Genomic DNA, 16,079 nt, shown 5'->3' with positions numbered 1-16,079 from the left:
ATGATGGCCTCCAAAAACAAAACACCCTGCGAAAGCGTAGCCCTCGCAGGGTGTGGGGGTGACCATCTCATTAGCCCGCATCGTGAGATACGGGCTTTTTTTCACAAGGAAGAAAACCAATTACTTGATTTTGCCTTCTTTGTAGATCACGTGCTTGCGAACGCGCGGGTCGAACATTTTCTTTTCGAGCTTGTCCGGGGTAGTACGCTTGTTCTTGTCGGTAGTGTAGAAGTGACCAGTACCGGCGCTAGAGATCATTCGAATCAATTCACGCATGATAGAGCTCCTTAGATCTTGCCAGCGGCGCGGATTTCGGCCAGCACGACAGTGATGCCACGCTTGTCGATGATACGCATGCCTTTGGCAGATACACGCAGGCGAACAAAACGTTTCTCTTCTTCAACCCAGAAGCGGTGATGCTGCAGGTTCGGCAGGAAACGACGACGGGTTTTGTTATTTGCGTGGGAAATGTTATTCCCAGTCACCGGACCCTTACCGGTAACTTGACAGACTCTCGACATGCCTCAGCCCTCTAAAACCACATGCCCAACCCGGCATGGGTTGGCCGCTTAATCTCTCAGTCATTTGGCGCCAGGCGCCGCGTTTCTTTAGGGTCTTACCGGCTACACCTACAAGCGAAGGAACCGGGCCCCTAGAAAAGAGCGCTGCTTTATACCAGAAAGACCCAAGTGCAACAACAGCCCGTGTGTTTTTACCGGCGTAAATCTCGGCGACATACGCCCGAACCGTTGCCAGGAGGGGCCGCTGTAACAGCCGACCGCTCGTCGCACAGAATGACTTACAGCGCTCGCGCGCGCAGTGAGGCGCACAGCGAAACGCGCTGAGGCGCCATCAAAACAGCATTTGAGCCAAAAGCACAGGCAAAAATGGGCTAGTCATTTATGAATCAGACCACTACGGTAGGACTTTTCCAGACTGCACTCGCAGATGGGCCTTCGATCTGCAAAGGAAACCTAATATGCGCCTCGCTGCCCTACCGCTATTGCTAGCCCCTCTATTTGTCGTGCCGCAGGCCCTGGCGGCCACCAGTTTGAGCGTCTGCACCGAGGCCAGCCCCGAAGGGTTCGACGTGGTGCAATACAATTCGCTGACGACCACCAACGCCTCGGCCGACGTGCTGATGAACCGTCTGGTGGACTATGACGCCGCCAGTGGCAAGCTGGTGCCGAGCCTCGCCGATAGCTGGGAGGTTTCGCCGGATGGCCTGGCCTATACGTTCAAGCTGCACCCGGACGTGAAATTCCATCGCACCGAGTACTTCACCCCGAGTCGCACGCTGACTGCCGAAGACGTGCGCTTCAGCTTCGAGCGCATGCTTGACCCGGCCAACCCGTGGCACAAGATCGCCCAGAGCGGCTTCCCCCATGCCCAGTCGCTGCAATTGCCGACCCTGGTCAAGAAGATCGACGCCCTCGACCCACTGACCGTGCGCTTCACCCTGGACCACGCCGACTCCACCTTCCTGGCGGCCTTGAGCATGGGTTTTGCCTCGATCTACCCGGCCGAATACGCCGACAAATTACTCAAGGCGGGCACCCCGGAAAAACTCAACAGCCAACCGATCGGCACCGGGCCGTTCATCTTCACGCGCTTCCAGAAAGATGCCGTGGTTCGCTACAAGGCCAACCCCGACTACTTTGCCGGCAAACCGGCTGTGGATAACTTGATCTTCGCCATTACGCCAGACGCAAACGTGCGGCTGCAGAAATTGCACCGCAATGAATGCCAGATCGCCTTGTCCCCCAAACCGCTGGATGTCGGCGAAGCCGAGAAGGACCCCGCGCTCAAGGTGGAAAAAACCGCCGCATTCATGACCGCATTCGTTGCAATCAATAGCCAGCATCCGCCCCTGGACAAGCCGGAAGTGCGCCAGGCAATCAACCTGGCATTCGACAAGGCCAGCTACCTCAAGGCCGTGTTCGAAGGTACCGCCGAAGCCGCCGATGGCCCCTTCCCGCCCAACACCTGGAGCTACGCCAAAGAGCTGCCCGGTTATCCACAGGACCTCGCCAAGGCCAAGGCCTTGCTCGAACGTGTCGGGCTCAAGGACGGCTTCAAGACCACAATCTGGACACGCCCCACCGGCAGCCTGCTTAACCCGAACCCGAACCTCGGTGCGCAACTGCTGCAAGCGGACCTGGCCAAGGTCGGCATCCAGGCCGAAATTCGCGTGATCGAATGGGGCGAACTGATTCGCCGTGCCAAAGCCGGTGAGCACGACCTGCTGTTCATGGGCTGGGCCGGCGACAACGGCGACCCGGATAACTTCCTCACCCCGCAGTTCTCCTGCGCCGCCGTAAAATCCGGCACCAACTTCGCCCGCTACTGCGACCCTGCCCTGGACAAGCTGATCAGCGCCGGCAAGACCACCAGCGAACAAGGGGTGCGCAGCAAGCTGTATCAACAGGCCCAGGCGCAGATCCAGCAGCAGGCCTTGTGGTTGCCCCTGGCGCACCCGACGGCGTTTGCCTTGGCGCGCAAAACCGTCGAGGGCTACCAGGTGAGCCCGTTCGGGCGGCAGGACTTCTCGAAAGTCAGCGTCAAGCCCTGACCCAATAGCCCCCATCCAATGGGCGGGGGCTACATCCATCCGTATTCCGCCATCGACAACGGATCCCCATCCCCCACGATGATGTGATCCAGCACTCGCACATCCACCACTTCCAGGGCCTTTTGCAGCACCTTGGTCAATTTTCGATCAGCGGCGCTGGGCTCCACATTCCCCGAAGGATGGTTGTGACACAGGATCAGCGCCGCCGCGTTGTACGCCAGGGCGCGCTTGATCACCTGCCGGGGGTAAACCATGGCGGCGTCGATGGTGCCCTGGAACAACGCCTCGAAACCCAGTACACGATGTTTTGAATCGAGAAACAGGCAACCGAACGTCTCGTGGGGCTCATGGCGCAGCAACGCCTTGAGGTAATCACGCACGGCCACCGGGCTTTCCAATACAGAGTCACTCCGCAACCGCTCGGCCAAGTGGCGCCGGGACATTTCCAGCACCGCCTGCAACTGGGCAAACTTCGCCGGCCCCAGCCCCAGTTGCTGGCTGAACAGCGCCTGGCTGGCCTCCAGCAGCGGGCGCAGGCCACCGAATTGCACCAACAGGTGGCGTGCGAGGTCCACCGCACTTCGCCCGGAAACCCCGGTGCGCAGGAAGATGGCCAACAACTCGGCATCGGACAGACTCGCCGCGCCCCATTCCAGAAGTTTCTCCCGCGGACGTTCCGCTACGGGCCAATCGCGAATACTCATCCCTCTTTCCTGTATACGTGCGCCGCTGTTGCCTGGCAGGCGCTGTGTTATCGTAGGCCCTCTTTTTTGCGTGCGATTTCACCTGGGGAGGGGGCATCGCAGGCGTCACTGAACTGGCTTCACTGAACTGGAAAGGCAAACCAATGCAGCGTCTGTATCGGAAACGCATCGTTCTCGGCGTCGGCGGCGGCATTGCCGCCTACAAGAGCGCAGAGCTGGTTCGCAGGCTCCTTGACCAGGGCGCCGAAGTGCGCGTGGTCATGACCCGCGGTGGCAGTGAGTTCATCACCCCACTGACCATGCAGGCCTTGTCCGGCCACCCGGTTCACCTGGACCTGCTGGACCCGGCAGCCGAAGCCGCCATGGGCCATATCGAGCTGGCCAAATGGGCCGACCTGGTACTGATCGCCCCGGCCACCGCCGACCTGATCGCCCGCCTGGCCCAGGGCATCGCCGATGACCTGCTCACCACCCTGGTACTGGCTACCGACGCCACCGTCGCCATCGCCCCGGCCATGAACCAGGCCATGTGGCGCGACCCGGCCACCCAGGCCAATACCCAACTCCTGCAAAGCCGTGGCCTCAAGGTGTTCGGCCCGGCCTCCGGCAGCCAGGCCTGCGGCGACGTGGGCATGGGCCGCATGCTCGAAGCCACCGACCTGGCGCTGTGCGCCGCCGAGTGCTTCCAGCACCTGGCCCTGACCGGCAAGCACGTGCTGATCACCGCCGGCCCGACCCAGGAAAACATCGACCCGGTGCGCTACATCACCAACCATAGCTCAGGAAAAATGGGCTTTGCCCTGGCCGAAGCCGCGGTTGAGGCAGGCGCGCGCGTCACCTTGATCACCGGTCCGGTGCATTTGCCAACGCCCGACAGAGTCACCCGAATCGACGTAGTCAGCGCCCGGGACATGCTGGCAGCCTGTGAAGCGGCGATTCCCTGCGACCTGTTTATCGCCTCGGCAGCAGTTGCGGACTACCGACCGGAAGTAGTCGCCCCGCAAAAGCTCAAGAAGGACCCTACAAGCGGCGACGGCCTGCTCCTGCAAATGGTGCGCAACCCGGACATCCTGGCCACCATCGCCACCCGTGCGGATCGCCCATTCAGTGTCGGTTTCGCCGCCGAGACCGAGCACCTGCTGGACTACGCCGCACGCAAATTGAAAGATAAAAACCTCGACCTGATCGTCGCCAATGATGTCGCCAACCCAAGCATCGGCTTCAACAGCGAGGAAAACGCCTGCAGCGTGATCGACCGCGAGCTGCACGCCACCCTTTTCGCCCAGACCAGCAAAGGCAAGATTGCCCGCCAACTGATCTCTTTTATCGCCCAACGGCTGAACCAGGTTTAATGTCCATGCACGCTTTGCAAGCCAAGATTCTCGACCCTCGCATCGGCAGCGAATTCCCACTGCCGGCCTACGCCACCCCGGGCTCCGCCGGCCTGGACCTGCGCGCCATGCTCAAGGAAGACACTGTCCTCGAGCCAGGCCAGACCCTGTTGATTCCTACCGGCCTGTCGATCTATGTCGGTGACCCTGGCCTGGCCGCACTGATCCTGCCGCGCTCCGGCCTGGGTCACAAACATGGCATCGTGTTGGGCAACCTGGTCGGCCTGATCGACTCGGACTACCAGGGTGAGTTGATGGTGTCGTGCTGGAATCGTGGCCAGACCGCGTTCAATATCGCGGTCGGCGAGCGCATTGCGCAGCTGGTGCTGGTGCCGGTGGTGCAGGCGCACTTCGAGCTGGTACAGGAATTCGACGAAACCCAACGTGGCGCAGGTGGCTTTGGGCACTCCGGCAGTCACTGACCCAGCTGAACCTGGCCGGGTACGTTCGTCCGGCCAGACGCCACCGCATGGCCTTTCAGGATGAAGAATGCGCGAATCTAATCAGCGAGATTTCCCCAGGGGAATCAATGCATTACGAAAGATAAACCATCGAGCTCCCGCTCAGGTGGCACTTTTGCACCACGAACTCTCTGCCGAAAACACCGTCATACCCTTCAGTTTGAGCCTGCCGGTCAGCCACATTATGGCCAGCCTTGCCCCCTTCAGATGGAGTTTCCCCCCGCGATGAGTAACGCAGCCCGAGTAGCCCCGACCTTTCCCGACAGCATCTTTCGCGCCTATGACATCCGTGGCGTAGTACCCAAGACCCTGACCGCCGAAACTGCCTACTGGATTGGCCGCGCCATCGGCGCCCAAAGCCTGGCCCAGGACGAACCCAACGTATCGGTAGGCCGTGACGGCCGCCTGTCCGGCCCGGAGCTGGTGGAACAACTGATCCAGGGCCTGGCAGACAGTGGCTGCCACGTCAGCGACGTCGGCCTGGTGCCTACCCCGGCGCTGTACTACGCGGCCAACGTACTGGCCGGCAAATCCGGCGTGATGCTCACCGGCAGCCACAACCCGTCGGACTACAACGGTTTCAAGATCGTCATCGCTGGTGACACCCTGGCCAACGAACAGATCCAGGCCCTGCACACACGCCTGAAGACCAACGACCTGACCAGCGGCCCCGGCAGCATCACCAAGGTCGACATTCTTCAGCGCTACTCCGACGAAATCACCCGCGACGTCAAACTCGCGCGCCGCCTCAAAGTGGTGGTGGACTGCGGCAACGGCGCGGCCGGCGTGATCGCCCCGCAACTGCTCGAAGCCCTGAACTGCGAAGTGATCCCGCTGTTCTGCGAGGTCGACGGCCACTTCCCCAACCACCACCCGGACCCAGGCAAGCCTGAAAACCTGGTGGACCTGATTGCCAAGGTCAAGGAAACCGGCGCCGATGTGGGCCTGGCCTTCGATGGCGATGGGGATCGCGTGGGCGTAGTAACCGAAACCGGTGAGATCGTATTCCCGGACCGCCTGCTGATGCTGTTTGCCCGTGACGTCGTGGCGCGCAACCCCGGTGCCGAGATCATTTTCGACGTCAAATGCACCCGCCGCCTGACCCCGCTGATCAAGGAATACGGCGGTCGTCCGCTAATGTGGAAGACCGGTCACTCGTTGATCAAAAAGAAAATGAAGGAAACCAGCGCCCTGTTGGCCGGCGAAATGAGCGGCCACGTATTCTTCAAGGAACGCTGGTTCGGCTTTGACGACGGTATTTACAGCGCTGCCCGCCTGCTGGAGATCCTCAGCAAGGAAAAATCCACCGCGCAAGGGCTGTTTGAGACCTTCCCGAATGATATTTCTACGCCAGAGATCAATATCCATGTGACCGAAGAGAGCAAATTCAGCATCATTGACGCATTGCACGATGCGCAATGGGGTGAAGGCGCCAACCTGACCTCCATTGATGGTGTGCGAGTCGATTATGCCAAAGGCTGGGGCCTGGTTCGCGCGTCCAACACCACACCGGTGCTGGTGCTGCGTTTCGAGGCGGATACCGAGGCTGAGTTGCAGCGCATCAAGGACGTGTTCCACGCCCAGTTGAAACGTGTTGCCCCTGATCTCCAATTACCGTTCTGATTTTTTGTACCGGAGCCCTGAATGACCCTCGAACGCGAAGCCGCTGCCAACACCGCCAAGGTCCTGTCCGAAGCGCTGCCCTACATTCGACGCTACGTCGGCAAGACGCTGGTGATCAAGTACGGCGGCAATGCCATGGAAAGCGACGAGCTGAAAACCGGCTTTGCCCGCGACATCGTGTTGATGAAAGCCGTAGGGATCAACCCGGTGGTAGTCCACGGTGGCGGCCCGCAGATCGGCGACCTGCTCAAGCGCTTGTCGATCGAGAGTCACTTCATCGATGGCATGCGCGTGACTGACGCACAGACCATGGACGTGGTGGAAATGGTCCTCGGCGGCCAAGTGAACAAGGACATTGTCAACCTCATCAACCGCCACGGCGGCAGCGCCATCGGCCTGACCGGCAAAGACGCGGAGCTGATCCGCGCGAAAAAACTGACCGTTACCCGTCAGACGCCGGAGATGACCCAGCCGGAAATCATCGACATTGGCCAGGTAGGCGAAGTGATCGGCATCAACACCGATCTGCTGAACCTGCTGGTCAAGGGCGACTTCATCCCGGTGATCGCGCCAATTGGCGTGGGCACCAACGGCGAGTCCTACAACATCAACGCCGACCTGGTGGCGGGCAAGGTGGCTGAAGCACTGAAGGCTGAAAAGCTGATGCTGCTGACCAATATTGCTGGCCTGATGGACAAGGAAGGCAAGGTGCTGACCGGCCTGACCACCCAACAGGTGGACGCGCTGATCGCCGACGGCACGATCTACGGCGGCATGCTGCCGAAGATCCGTTGCGCGCTGGAAGCGGTGCAGGGCGGCGTGGGCAGTTCGCTGATCCTGGACGGCCGGGTGCCGAATGCGATCCTGCTGGAAATCTTCACCGACACCGGTGTAGGTACGCTGATCAGCAACCGCAAGCGTCCTTAAACACTAAAAAGCCCCACCCTCTGTAGGAGCGAGCTTGCTCGCGAAAAACGTAAAGGCGCCGCGTTCATCCAGAATAAACGCGTCATCGTTGGCGTTCTTCGCGAGCAAGCTCGCTCCTACAGAGGGTGGGGCTTTTTGTTGTGCGGCGATTACTGGACGCCGAACTGCTCGCGGTACGCGCGCACTGCCGGCAAGTGCTGCTTGAGCTGCGGATCGTCTTCCAGGAACTGCAACACCTGGTTCAACGACACGATACTCACCACCGGGATTCCGAAATCGCGCTCCACTTCCTGGATCGCCGACAATTCACCGTTGCCACGCTCCTGGCGGTTCAGTGCGATCAACACACCGGCAGCCTTGGCGCCGTCCTGGGAGGCGATGATCTGCATCACTTCACGGATGGCGGTACCGGCGGTGATCACATCGTCGATAATCAGCACATCGCCAGTCAGCGGCGCACCCACCAGGCTGCCGCCTTCGCCATGGGCCTTGGCTTCCTTGCGGTTGAAGCACCACGGCAGATCCCGCCCGTGATGCTCAGCCAACGCCACGGCAGTCGCGGCGGCGAGGGGAATGCCCTTGTAGGCCGGACCAAACAAGACATCGAAGGAAATACCGCTTTCAACAATGGCTGCCGCGTAGAAACGACCCAGTTGGGCCAGGGCCGAACCCGAGTTGAACAAGCCTGCATTGAAGAAGTACGGGCTGGTGCGCCCGGACTTGAGGGTGAACTCACCGAAGCGCAAAACCCCGCGATCGATGGCAAAACGAATGAAATCGCGTTGATACGCCTGCATGAAAAAAGCCTCAGATACCACGGATTTAGCTAATTAGGTAGACGGCGTGTATCATACACGCACGCGATTTTTGGGGCCATTTATGCGGATCATCAGTGTGAACGTTAATGGTATTCAGGCTGCAGTCGAGCGTGGTTTGCTCAGTTGGCTGCAAGCCCAGAATGCCGACGTCATCTGCCTGCAGGACACCCGCGCCTCCGCCTTTGAACTGGACGACCCAGCCTTCCAACTGGATGGCTACTTCCTTTATGCCTGCGATGCCGAAGTACCCGCCCAAGGTGGCGTGGCTTTGTACTCGCGGTTGCAACCCAAGGCGGTCATCAGCGGCCTCGGCTTCGAGACAGCCGACCGCTACGGGCGCTACCTGCAAGCCGATTTCGACAAGGTCAGCATCGCGACCTTGCTGCTTCCATCAGGGCAGAACGGCGATGAAGACTTGAACCAGAAGTTCAAGCTAATGGACGATTTCGCCCGTTACCTGGATAAACAGCGACGCAAACGTCGCGAGTACATTTATTGTGGCTCGTTGTACGTGGCGCAACAAAAGCTGGATATCAAGAACTGGCGCGACAGCCAGCAATCCCCTGGCTTCCTGGCGCCGGAACGGGCCTGGATGGACGAGATTGTCGGCAACATGGGCTATGTGGATGCCCTGCGCGAAGTCAGCCGCGAAGGCGACCAGTACAGCTGGTGGCCAGACAATGAACAGGCTGAGATGCTCAACCTGGGCTGGCGCTTCGACTACCAGTTGCTGACCCCAGGCCTGCGTCGGTTCGTACGCAGCGCACGCCTGCCGCGCCAGCCACGCTTCTCGCAGCACGCGCCACTGATCGTGGACTACGACTGGACACTGACCATTTGAGGTCTTTTTCCAGGCACAAAAAAACCGACATCGCTGTCGGTTTTTTTGTGGGCGCTCATTATTTGATCAGGCGCCAGGTCCACGGGTAACGGTAAGCCGTGCCATTGTTGGCCTTGATCCCGCCAATAATTGTCAGCACCAGCGCCGCAACCACCAGGATCAACATCAGCACAAAGCCGATCACCACGAACCCCAGCACCATGCACACCAGCCAGGCGATCGCCACGGTGATCTGGAAATTCAGCGCTTCCTTGCCCTGATCATCGATAAGCGGGTCCATGTCTTTCTTGATCTGCCACAGGATCAGCGGCCCCAAGAGACTGCCGAAGGGGAATACCAACCCCAGGAACGCCGCGAAGTGACACAGCATCGCCCACTGGCGAACTTCCTTGGACGGTGCCGGAACCGGCAACTGGCTGTCACTCATGGCACTTCTCCTTGAAGCGTGTTCAGTCAGCCAGTGCGGCGTTCTGCAGTTCGAAAATCTCAGTCATGCCCTTCTGGGCCAGGGCCAGCATCGCATTCAGGTCGGCCGGCTGGAATGGCGCGCCTTCAGCGGTGCCCTGCACTTCGATAAAACCACCGGTGCTGGTCATGACCACGTTCAGGTCGGTCTCGGCGGCCGAGTCTTCCAGGTAGTCCAGGTCCAGCACAGGCTCGCCCTGGTACATGCCCACCGATACGGCAGCGATCATCTGCTTGAGCGGATCGCCGCCTTTCAGGCCGCCACGCTTCTTGATCACTTTCAGCGCATCGACCAGAGCGACCATGGCGCCGGTGATGGACGCAGTACGAGTACCGCCGTCGGCCTGGATCACGTCGCAATCGACGTACAGGGTCACGTCGCCCAGCTTGGACATGTCCAACGCTGCACGCAGGGAGCGACCGATCAGGCGCTGGATCTCCAGGGTACGACCGCCTTGCTTGCCACGACTGGCCTCACGCTGGTTACGCTCGCCGGTGGCGCGCGGCAGCATGCCGTATTCGGCGGTCAACCAACCCTGGCCCTGGCCCTTGAGGAAACGTGGCACGCCGTTTTCGACACTGACGGTGCAGATCACCTTGGTATCGCCAAACTCGACCAGTACGGATCCCTCGGCGTGTTTGGTGTAGTTGCGGGTGATGCGGATCGAGCGGAGCTGATCGGCAACGCGACCACTTGGACGTTTCATAGGGGATACCTGTACGAAGGACGAAAAACTGCCGAGCATTATAGAGCCGCGAGCCGATTCGGGGCACTTCTTAAAATCTGGTTACGAATGCTCGGCTTGTGATGCGATGTCAGCACCCGCGTTTGGGGCCTATCGCACCACTGCGCTACACTCCTGCGCCTTCGCAGCCAGTCGGCTCCAATTTATCCATCAGCCCGCTTTCGCGGGACTGCAACGCGAGGTACCTCCATGGTGCACAGCATGACCGCCTTCGCCCGCGTCGAAAAAGCCGGCGCCCAAGGCACCCTGAGCTGGGAACTGCGCTCGGTCAACAGCCGCTACCTGGAACCGCACCTGCGCCTGCCGGAATCGTTCCGCGACCTCGAAGGCGCCGTACGTGAAGCCCTGCGCCAAGGCATCTCACGCGGCAAGCTGGAATGCACCCTGCGCTTTACCGAGGAAACCACCGGCAAGCCACTGCAGGTCGACCGCGACCGCGCCGCGCAACTGGTCGCGGCCGCCGAGACTATCGCCAGCCTGATCCAGCAGCCCGCGGCGCTGAACCCCCTGGAAGTGCTGGCCTGGCCCGGCGTGCTGGTGGCCGATGCCGTCGACCCGCAAGCCCTCAACGCCGAAGCCCTCGCCCTGTTCACCCAGGGTTTGAAGGAGCTCAAGGCCGGCCGCGAGCGCGAAGGCGCCGAACTGGCCCGCCTGATCAACGAGCGCCTGACCTCGATCGAGGAGGATGTGGTCACCCTGCGCGAGCTGGTGCCACAAATGCTGGCGACCCAGCGCCAGAAGGTCCTCGATCGCTTCGCCGACATGAAAGCCGACCTTGACCCGGTGCGCCTGGAGCAGGAAATGGTCCTGCTGGCGCAAAAAAGTGACGTCGCCGAAGAACTCGACCGCCTCAGCACCCACATCCTCGAAGTGCGCCGCGTGCTCAAGTCAGGCGGTGCCGCCGGTCGGCGCCTGGACTTCCTGATGCAGGAACTCAACCGCGAAGCCAATACACTGGGCTCCAAGGCTTTCGATCCGCGCAGCACCACCGCTGCGGTCAACCTCAAAGTGTTGATCGAGCAGATGCGCGAACAAGTACAGAATATTGAGTAAGGCAACCTCCATGACCCATAGCACCGGCACCCTTTACATCATTTCCGCCCCTTCGGGCGCAGGCAAGAGCAGCCTGGTCAAGGCCCTGACCGACACCAACGATCAGATCCGCATCTCGGTCTCGCACACCACCCGCGCCATGCGCCCGGGTGAGGTGAACGGCGTGCATTATCACTTCGTCGAGCGCACCGAGTTCGTCAAGATGATCGAGCATGGCGACTTCCTCGAGCGCGCCGAAGTGTTCGGCAACCTCTACGGCACCTCGCAAAGCCACCTGCAGCAAACCCTGGACGAAGGCCACGACCTGATCCTGGAAATCGACTGGCAGGGCGCCGAGCAAGTGCGCCAACTGATGCCCAAGGCGCGCTCGATCTTCATCCTGCCGCCATCTTTGGAAGCGTTGCACCAGCGCTTGACCAACCGTGGCCAGGACAGCGACGCGATCATCGAAGGCCGCATGCGGGAAGCCGTCAGCGAAATGAGCCACTACGTCGACTATGACTACCTGATCATCAACGACGATTTTGCTCACGCGCTGGACGACTTGAAGGCGATTTTCCGCGCCAATCAGCTCCAGCAAAAACGCCAACAGCAGCGTTTCGGCAAATTACTGGCCGAACTGCTCGGTTGATTGGCTCTTCCCAAAACTGCTGCAGGGGCCTTACATTGGCACTTGTAGCGGTTTTGCGAGGGCCTGCGAAAAATCAGCGCTTCCCTAAACGCTGGTGATTTTTTAAACTGTTTAGTCCGCTCGCCCAGCCGGGCAGCGCGCATCTTGCATTCGCTCCGAGGAATACCATGGCCCGCGTAACCGTTGAAGACTGCCTAGAACACGTGGATAACCGCTTTGAGCTGGTCATGCTCTCTACCAAGCGTGCCCGTCAACTGGCCACTGGCGGCAAAGAGCCCCTGGTCCAGTGGGAAAACGACAAGCCTACCGTTGTAGCCCTGCGTGAAATCGCTGAAGGCCTGATGAGCTACGAGTTCATCGCCAACGCTGAGATCGTTGAAGACGAACCGCTGTTTGCAGCGTTCGAGGACGAGTCCAACGAGGCCGTCTAAGCCTATGCCTGGTCGACGTAGCACGGCGCGGGGTCACAGCCAACGGCAGGAGTTCACACTTTGCCGAGCATAGACGCCCTCGCCGATCGCTTATCGGCCTACCTCGGCCCCGACCAGGTCAACCTGGTCCGCCGAGCGTATTTCTACGCCGAACAAGCCCACGACGGCCAACGCCGCCGGAGTGGCGAGGCGTATGTCACCCATCCTCTTGCGGTGGCAAATATTCTTGCCGACATGCACATGGACCATCAGAGCCTGATGGCCGCCATGCTGCATGACGTGATCGAAGACACCGGTATTGCCAAGGAAGCGCTCAGTGCGCAATTTGGCGAAACCGTGGCCGAACTGGTCGATGGGGTCAGCAAACTGACCCAGATGAACTTCGAGACCAAAGCCGAAGCCCAGGCGGAAAACTTCCAGAAGATGGCCATGGCCATGGCCCGGGATATCCGGGTGATCCTGGTCAAGCTGGCCGACCGGCTGCACAACATGCGCACGCTGGAAGTGCTGTCCGGCGAAAAACGCCGGCGCATCGCCAAGGAAACCCTGGAAATCTACGCGCCCATCGCCAACCGGCTGGGCATGCACGCCATTCGCATCGAATTCGAAGACCTCGGCTTCAAGGCCATGCACCCGATGCGTTCGGCACGCATCTACCAGGCGGTCAAGCGTGCCCGGGGCAACCGCAAGGAAATCGTCAACAAGATCGAAGAATCCCTGAGTCATTGCCTGGCGATCGACGAGATCGAGGGCGAGGTCAGCGGCAGGCAGAAACACATCTACGGCATCTACAAGAAGATGCGCGGCAAGCGCCGGGCGTTCAACGAGATCATGGACGTGTACGCGTTCCGCATCATCGTCGACAAGGTCGATACCTGCTACCGCGTGCTGGGCGCTGTACATAATTTGTACAAGCCCCTGCCGGGCCGCTTCAAGGACTACATCGCGATTCCCAAGGCCAACGGCTATCAGTCGCTGCATACCACGCTGTTTGGTATGCACGGGGTGCCGATCGAGATCCAGATCCGCACCCGGGAAATGGAAGAAATGGCCAACAACGGCATCGCCGCCCATTGGCTGTACAAGTCCAGTGGCGACGAGCAGCCAAAAGGCACCCATGCCCGCGCGCGCCAGTGGGTAAAAGGCGTGCTGGAAATGCAGCAACGTGCCGGCAACTCCCTGGAATTCATTGAAAGCGTGAAGATCGACCTGTTCCCGGACGAGGTCTATGTGTTCACGCCCAAGGGCCGGATCATGGAGCTGCCCAAAGGCTCCACGGCCGTCGACTTCGCCTACGCGGTGCACACCGACGTCGGCAACAGCTGCATCGCCTGCCGCATCAACCGTCGCCTGGCCCCGCTGTCGGAACCGCTGCAAAGCGGCTCCACCGTGGAAATCGTCAGCGCGCCGGGCGCACGGCCAAACCCCGCGTGGCTCAACTTCGTGGTCACTGGCAAGGCGCGCACCCATATTCGCCATGCGCTGAAACTGCAGCGCCGCTCCGAGTCCATCAGCCTGGGCGAACGCCTGCTGAACAAGGTGCTCAATGGTTTCGACAGCGCCCTGGACAAGATCCCGGGTGAGCGTGTTCAAGCGATGCTCCACGAGTACCGCCAGGAAACCATCGAAGACCTGCTGGAAGATATCGGCCTGGGCAACCGCATGGCCTACGTAGTAGCCCGCCGCCTGCTCGGCGAAGGCGAACAGTTGCCGAGCCCGGAGGGTCCGCTGGCGATTCGCGGCACCGAGGGCCTGGTGCTCAGTTATGCCAAGTGTTGCACACCGATCCCGGGCGACCCGATTGTCGGCCACCTGTCGGCGGGCAAAGGCATGGTCGTGCACCTGGACAACTGCCGCAACATCAGCGAAATCCGCCACAACCCGGAAAAATGCATCCAGCTCTCCTGGGCCAAGGATGTCACCGGCGAGTTCAACGTCGAGCTTCGCGTGGAGCTTGAGCACCAGCGTGGCCTGATCGCCCTGCTGGCCAGCAGCGTCAATGCGGCCGACGGCAATATCGAGAAAATCAGCATGGACGAACGCGATGGCCGCATCAGCGTGGTCCAACTGGTGGTCAGCGTGCACGACCGCGTACACCTGGCCCGCGTGATCAAGAAACTGCGCGCCTTGACCGGCGTGATCCGCATCACCCGCATGCGTGCATAGCCCACCTCTTACAAGGAGTCATTCATGACCAAGACTGTTATCACCAGCGATAAAGCCCCGGCCGCCATCGGCACTTACTCCCAGGCGATCAAGGCGGGCAACACCGTCTACATGTCCGGCCAAATCCCGCTGGACCCAAAGACCATGGAACTGGTTGAAGGCTTCGAAGCCCAGACCGTACAGGTCTTCGAAAACCTCAAGTCCGTCGCAGAAGCCGCGGGCGGTTCGTTCAAGGATATCGTCAAGCTGAACATCTTCCTCACCGACCTGAGCCACTTCGCCAAGGTCAACGAGATCATGGGCAAGTACTTCGAACAGCCCTACCCTGCTCGCGCCGCCATTGGCGTCGCAGCGCTGCCAAAAGGCGCGCAGGTTGAGATGGACGCGATCCTGGTCATCGAGTAAAACACCCGGCGCAGCCTCAACCAGGCTGCGCCGACTTCGTTTCAGAAGGATTTCATGATGCGCAAAGCGCTTGTAGCCTCCTCGTTGCTCGCCCTGTTGCTCGGCGGCTGTGCCAGCAATCCCGCCGACCTGGATGTGAGCGGCACCTGGATCAACCAGGTCGCCATCGATGCGGCAGCCAAGGGCGGCCCTTTGCGTGAAGCATTGCAAAGCTATGGTCCGAACCTCGAATGGGAGGTCAACACCAAGGCTTCGCAAGCGCGCTACTACAACGGTTTTGAAGTTGCCGAAGGCAAGTTGCTCGGCGAGCAATCCGGCGCCTGGAGCGTGGACTTCTACGGCAGCACCGCCACCGAACTCAAGCGCAAAAACAAACAACTGCTGCAAACGGCCAACGACAACGAGCCCGAACAGCTGTTCGCCCGCGCCAAAGACCCCGCACCGGAAGGCGCGCCACTGGGCGCCAACTTCGAACGGGCGCTGTACGCGGCCTATATGGGTGGCGACTGGAAGATCACCGACGGCTTCGGAAACGGCGCCACGGTACAGTTCCAGGCTGACGGCAAGGTCGCCGGCCTGCCTGGCGTCGATCGCTACTCACTGTGCCTGGCGGGCGATTGCGCCTCCATGAGCGGCGGCTATGACAGCATCTGGCTGCAACTCAACGGCCAGGGAAACCCCTGGATCTTCGTGCGCAAGGGCAAACAACTGGAAATCTTCCAGGCCGTCAACACCGCACAGACGGATGAAGTGCCCTCGTTTACACCGGGGCCACGGCAGTGGTTGCTCGAGAAACCGTGATACACAACAAAGGAGCCCACCGGCTCCTTTTTCTTTAGCCTGCG

General features: G+C 60.5%; 17 protein-coding genes and 1 pseudogene. 12 read left to right on the top strand and 6 right to left on the bottom strand.

Features of this window, described 5'->3' with window-relative positions; genetic code table 11:
- Nucleotides 1–120 precede the first annotated feature (120 nt).
- Together rpmG and rpmB are read right to left on the bottom strand one after the other, a co-directional pair.
- Nucleotides 121–276 (bottom strand): 50S ribosomal protein L33, encoded by a 156-nt coding sequence (gene rpmG / locus AC1Q6I_RS07430; protein WP_003176906.1) that lies wholly within the window; start codon nucleotides 274–276, stop codon nucleotides 121–123.
- A gap of 11 nt (nucleotides 277–287) precedes the next feature.
- Nucleotides 288–521 carry a 50S ribosomal protein L28 gene (gene rpmB, locus AC1Q6I_RS07425; protein ID WP_003176907.1) on the bottom strand — a complete coding sequence of 78 codons (234 nt, stop codon included), beginning with the start codon at nucleotides 519–521 and terminating at the stop codon, nucleotides 288–290.
- Between the two features lie 458 nt (nucleotides 522–979).
- Between rpmB and AC1Q6I_RS07420 the strand changes: the two genes are divergently transcribed.
- Entirely contained in the window at nucleotides 980–2,572 is a 1,593-nt protein-coding gene (locus tag AC1Q6I_RS07420; RefSeq protein ID WP_102624888.1) for an ABC transporter substrate-binding protein, read from the top strand.
- Nucleotides 2,573–2,601: 29 nt separating this feature from the next.
- Here AC1Q6I_RS07420 and radC read toward each other — a convergent pair whose 3' ends face one another.
- The gene (radC, locus tag AC1Q6I_RS07415) at nucleotides 2,602–3,276 is read right to left on the bottom strand and encodes a RadC family protein (protein ID WP_024078093.1); all 675 of its coding nucleotides are present in this window, start codon (nucleotides 3,274–3,276) and stop codon (nucleotides 2,602–2,604) included.
- Between the two features lie 143 nt (nucleotides 3,277–3,419).
- Here radC and coaBC point away from each other — a divergent pair, with 143 nt between their 5' ends.
- The 4 genes and pseudogenes from coaBC (at nucleotide 3,420) to argB (ending at nucleotide 7,678) form a co-directional block, all read left to right on the top strand.
- Complete coding sequence (gene coaBC, locus AC1Q6I_RS07410; RefSeq protein WP_024078094.1) at nucleotides 3,420–4,628, top strand: bifunctional phosphopantothenoylcysteine decarboxylase/phosphopantothenate--cysteine ligase CoaBC; 1,209 nt, start codon at nucleotides 3,420–3,422, stop codon at nucleotides 4,626–4,628.
- Nucleotides 4,629–4,633: 5 nt separating this feature from the next.
- Nucleotides 4,634–5,089, top strand: coding sequence for a dUTP diphosphatase (gene dut / locus AC1Q6I_RS07405; RefSeq protein WP_041161320.1), 456 nt, complete (start codon nucleotides 4,634–4,636; stop codon nucleotides 5,087–5,089).
- A 240-nt stretch (nucleotides 5,090–5,329) separates the two neighbouring features.
- Nucleotides 5,330–6,751: pseudogene (locus AC1Q6I_RS07400) on the top strand (phosphomannomutase/phosphoglucomutase); the annotation flags it as partial.
- 21 nt (nucleotides 6,752–6,772) lie between these two features.
- Complete coding sequence (argB, locus tag AC1Q6I_RS07395; protein WP_024078097.1) at nucleotides 6,773–7,678, top strand: acetylglutamate kinase; 906 nt, start codon at nucleotides 6,773–6,775, stop codon at nucleotides 7,676–7,678.
- A 149-nt stretch (nucleotides 7,679–7,827) separates the two neighbouring features.
- Here argB and pyrE read toward each other — a convergent pair whose 3' ends face one another.
- On the bottom strand, nucleotides 7,828–8,475 hold the full coding sequence (gene pyrE / locus AC1Q6I_RS07390; protein ID WP_024078099.1) for an orotate phosphoribosyltransferase: 648 nt from the start codon (nucleotides 8,473–8,475) through the stop codon (nucleotides 7,828–7,830).
- Nucleotides 8,476–8,557: 82 nt separating this feature from the next.
- Between pyrE and crc the strand changes: the two genes are divergently transcribed.
- A complete protein-coding gene (crc, locus tag AC1Q6I_RS07385; RefSeq protein ID WP_003176915.1) occupies nucleotides 8,558–9,337 on the top strand; it encodes a catabolite repression control protein Crc in 780 nt (259 codons plus the stop codon).
- A gap of 58 nt (nucleotides 9,338–9,395) precedes the next feature.
- Here crc and AC1Q6I_RS07380 read toward each other — a convergent pair whose 3' ends face one another.
- Both AC1Q6I_RS07380 and rph read right to left on the bottom strand, forming a co-directional pair.
- Nucleotides 9,396–9,764 (bottom strand): DUF4870 domain-containing protein, encoded by a 369-nt coding sequence (locus AC1Q6I_RS07380; RefSeq protein ID WP_024078100.1) that lies wholly within the window; start codon nucleotides 9,762–9,764, stop codon nucleotides 9,396–9,398.
- A gap of 22 nt (nucleotides 9,765–9,786) precedes the next feature.
- Entirely contained in the window at nucleotides 9,787–10,509 is a 723-nt protein-coding gene (gene rph, locus AC1Q6I_RS07375; RefSeq protein WP_024078101.1) for a ribonuclease PH, read from the bottom strand.
- Between the two features lie 228 nt (nucleotides 10,510–10,737).
- On the opposite strand from rph, the gene AC1Q6I_RS07370 reads away from it, so the two are divergent.
- The 6 genes from AC1Q6I_RS07370 to AC1Q6I_RS07345 all read left to right on the top strand — a co-directional run bounded on the left by AC1Q6I_RS07370 (nucleotide 10,738) and on the right by AC1Q6I_RS07345 (nucleotide 16,035).
- Nucleotides 10,738–11,601 carry a YicC/YloC family endoribonuclease gene (locus AC1Q6I_RS07370; RefSeq protein WP_024078102.1) on the top strand — a complete coding sequence of 288 codons (864 nt, stop codon included), beginning with the start codon at nucleotides 10,738–10,740 and terminating at the stop codon, nucleotides 11,599–11,601.
- A 10-nt stretch (nucleotides 11,602–11,611) separates the two neighbouring features.
- Nucleotides 11,612–12,232 (top strand): guanylate kinase, encoded by a 621-nt coding sequence (gene gmk / locus AC1Q6I_RS07365; protein WP_024078103.1) that lies wholly within the window; start codon nucleotides 11,612–11,614, stop codon nucleotides 12,230–12,232.
- A 167-nt stretch (nucleotides 12,233–12,399) separates the two neighbouring features.
- Nucleotides 12,400–12,663, top strand: coding sequence for a DNA-directed RNA polymerase subunit omega (rpoZ, locus tag AC1Q6I_RS07360; RefSeq protein WP_003176920.1), 264 nt, complete (start codon nucleotides 12,400–12,402; stop codon nucleotides 12,661–12,663).
- Between the two features lie 60 nt (nucleotides 12,664–12,723).
- Nucleotides 12,724–14,829 (top strand): bifunctional GTP diphosphokinase/guanosine-3',5'-bis pyrophosphate 3'-pyrophosphohydrolase, encoded by a 2,106-nt coding sequence (gene spoT / locus AC1Q6I_RS07355; RefSeq protein WP_024078104.1) that lies wholly within the window; start codon nucleotides 12,724–12,726, stop codon nucleotides 14,827–14,829.
- Between the two features lie 24 nt (nucleotides 14,830–14,853).
- On the top strand, nucleotides 14,854–15,234 hold the full coding sequence (locus AC1Q6I_RS07350; protein WP_003176922.1) for a RidA family protein: 381 nt from the start codon (nucleotides 14,854–14,856) through the stop codon (nucleotides 15,232–15,234).
- 57 nt (nucleotides 15,235–15,291) lie between these two features.
- Nucleotides 15,292–16,035: a hypothetical protein gene (locus AC1Q6I_RS07345; protein WP_024078105.1), complete on the top strand. Its 744-nt coding sequence runs from the start codon at nucleotides 15,292–15,294 to the stop codon at nucleotides 16,033–16,035.
- Nucleotides 16,036–16,079 lie beyond the last annotated feature (44 nt).

Source organism: Pseudomonas sp. MPR-R2A5, from assembly GCF_058793055.1.
The sequence above is the reverse complement of the archived record's forward strand: the minus strand, read 5'-3'. Positions and strand labels throughout refer to the sequence as shown.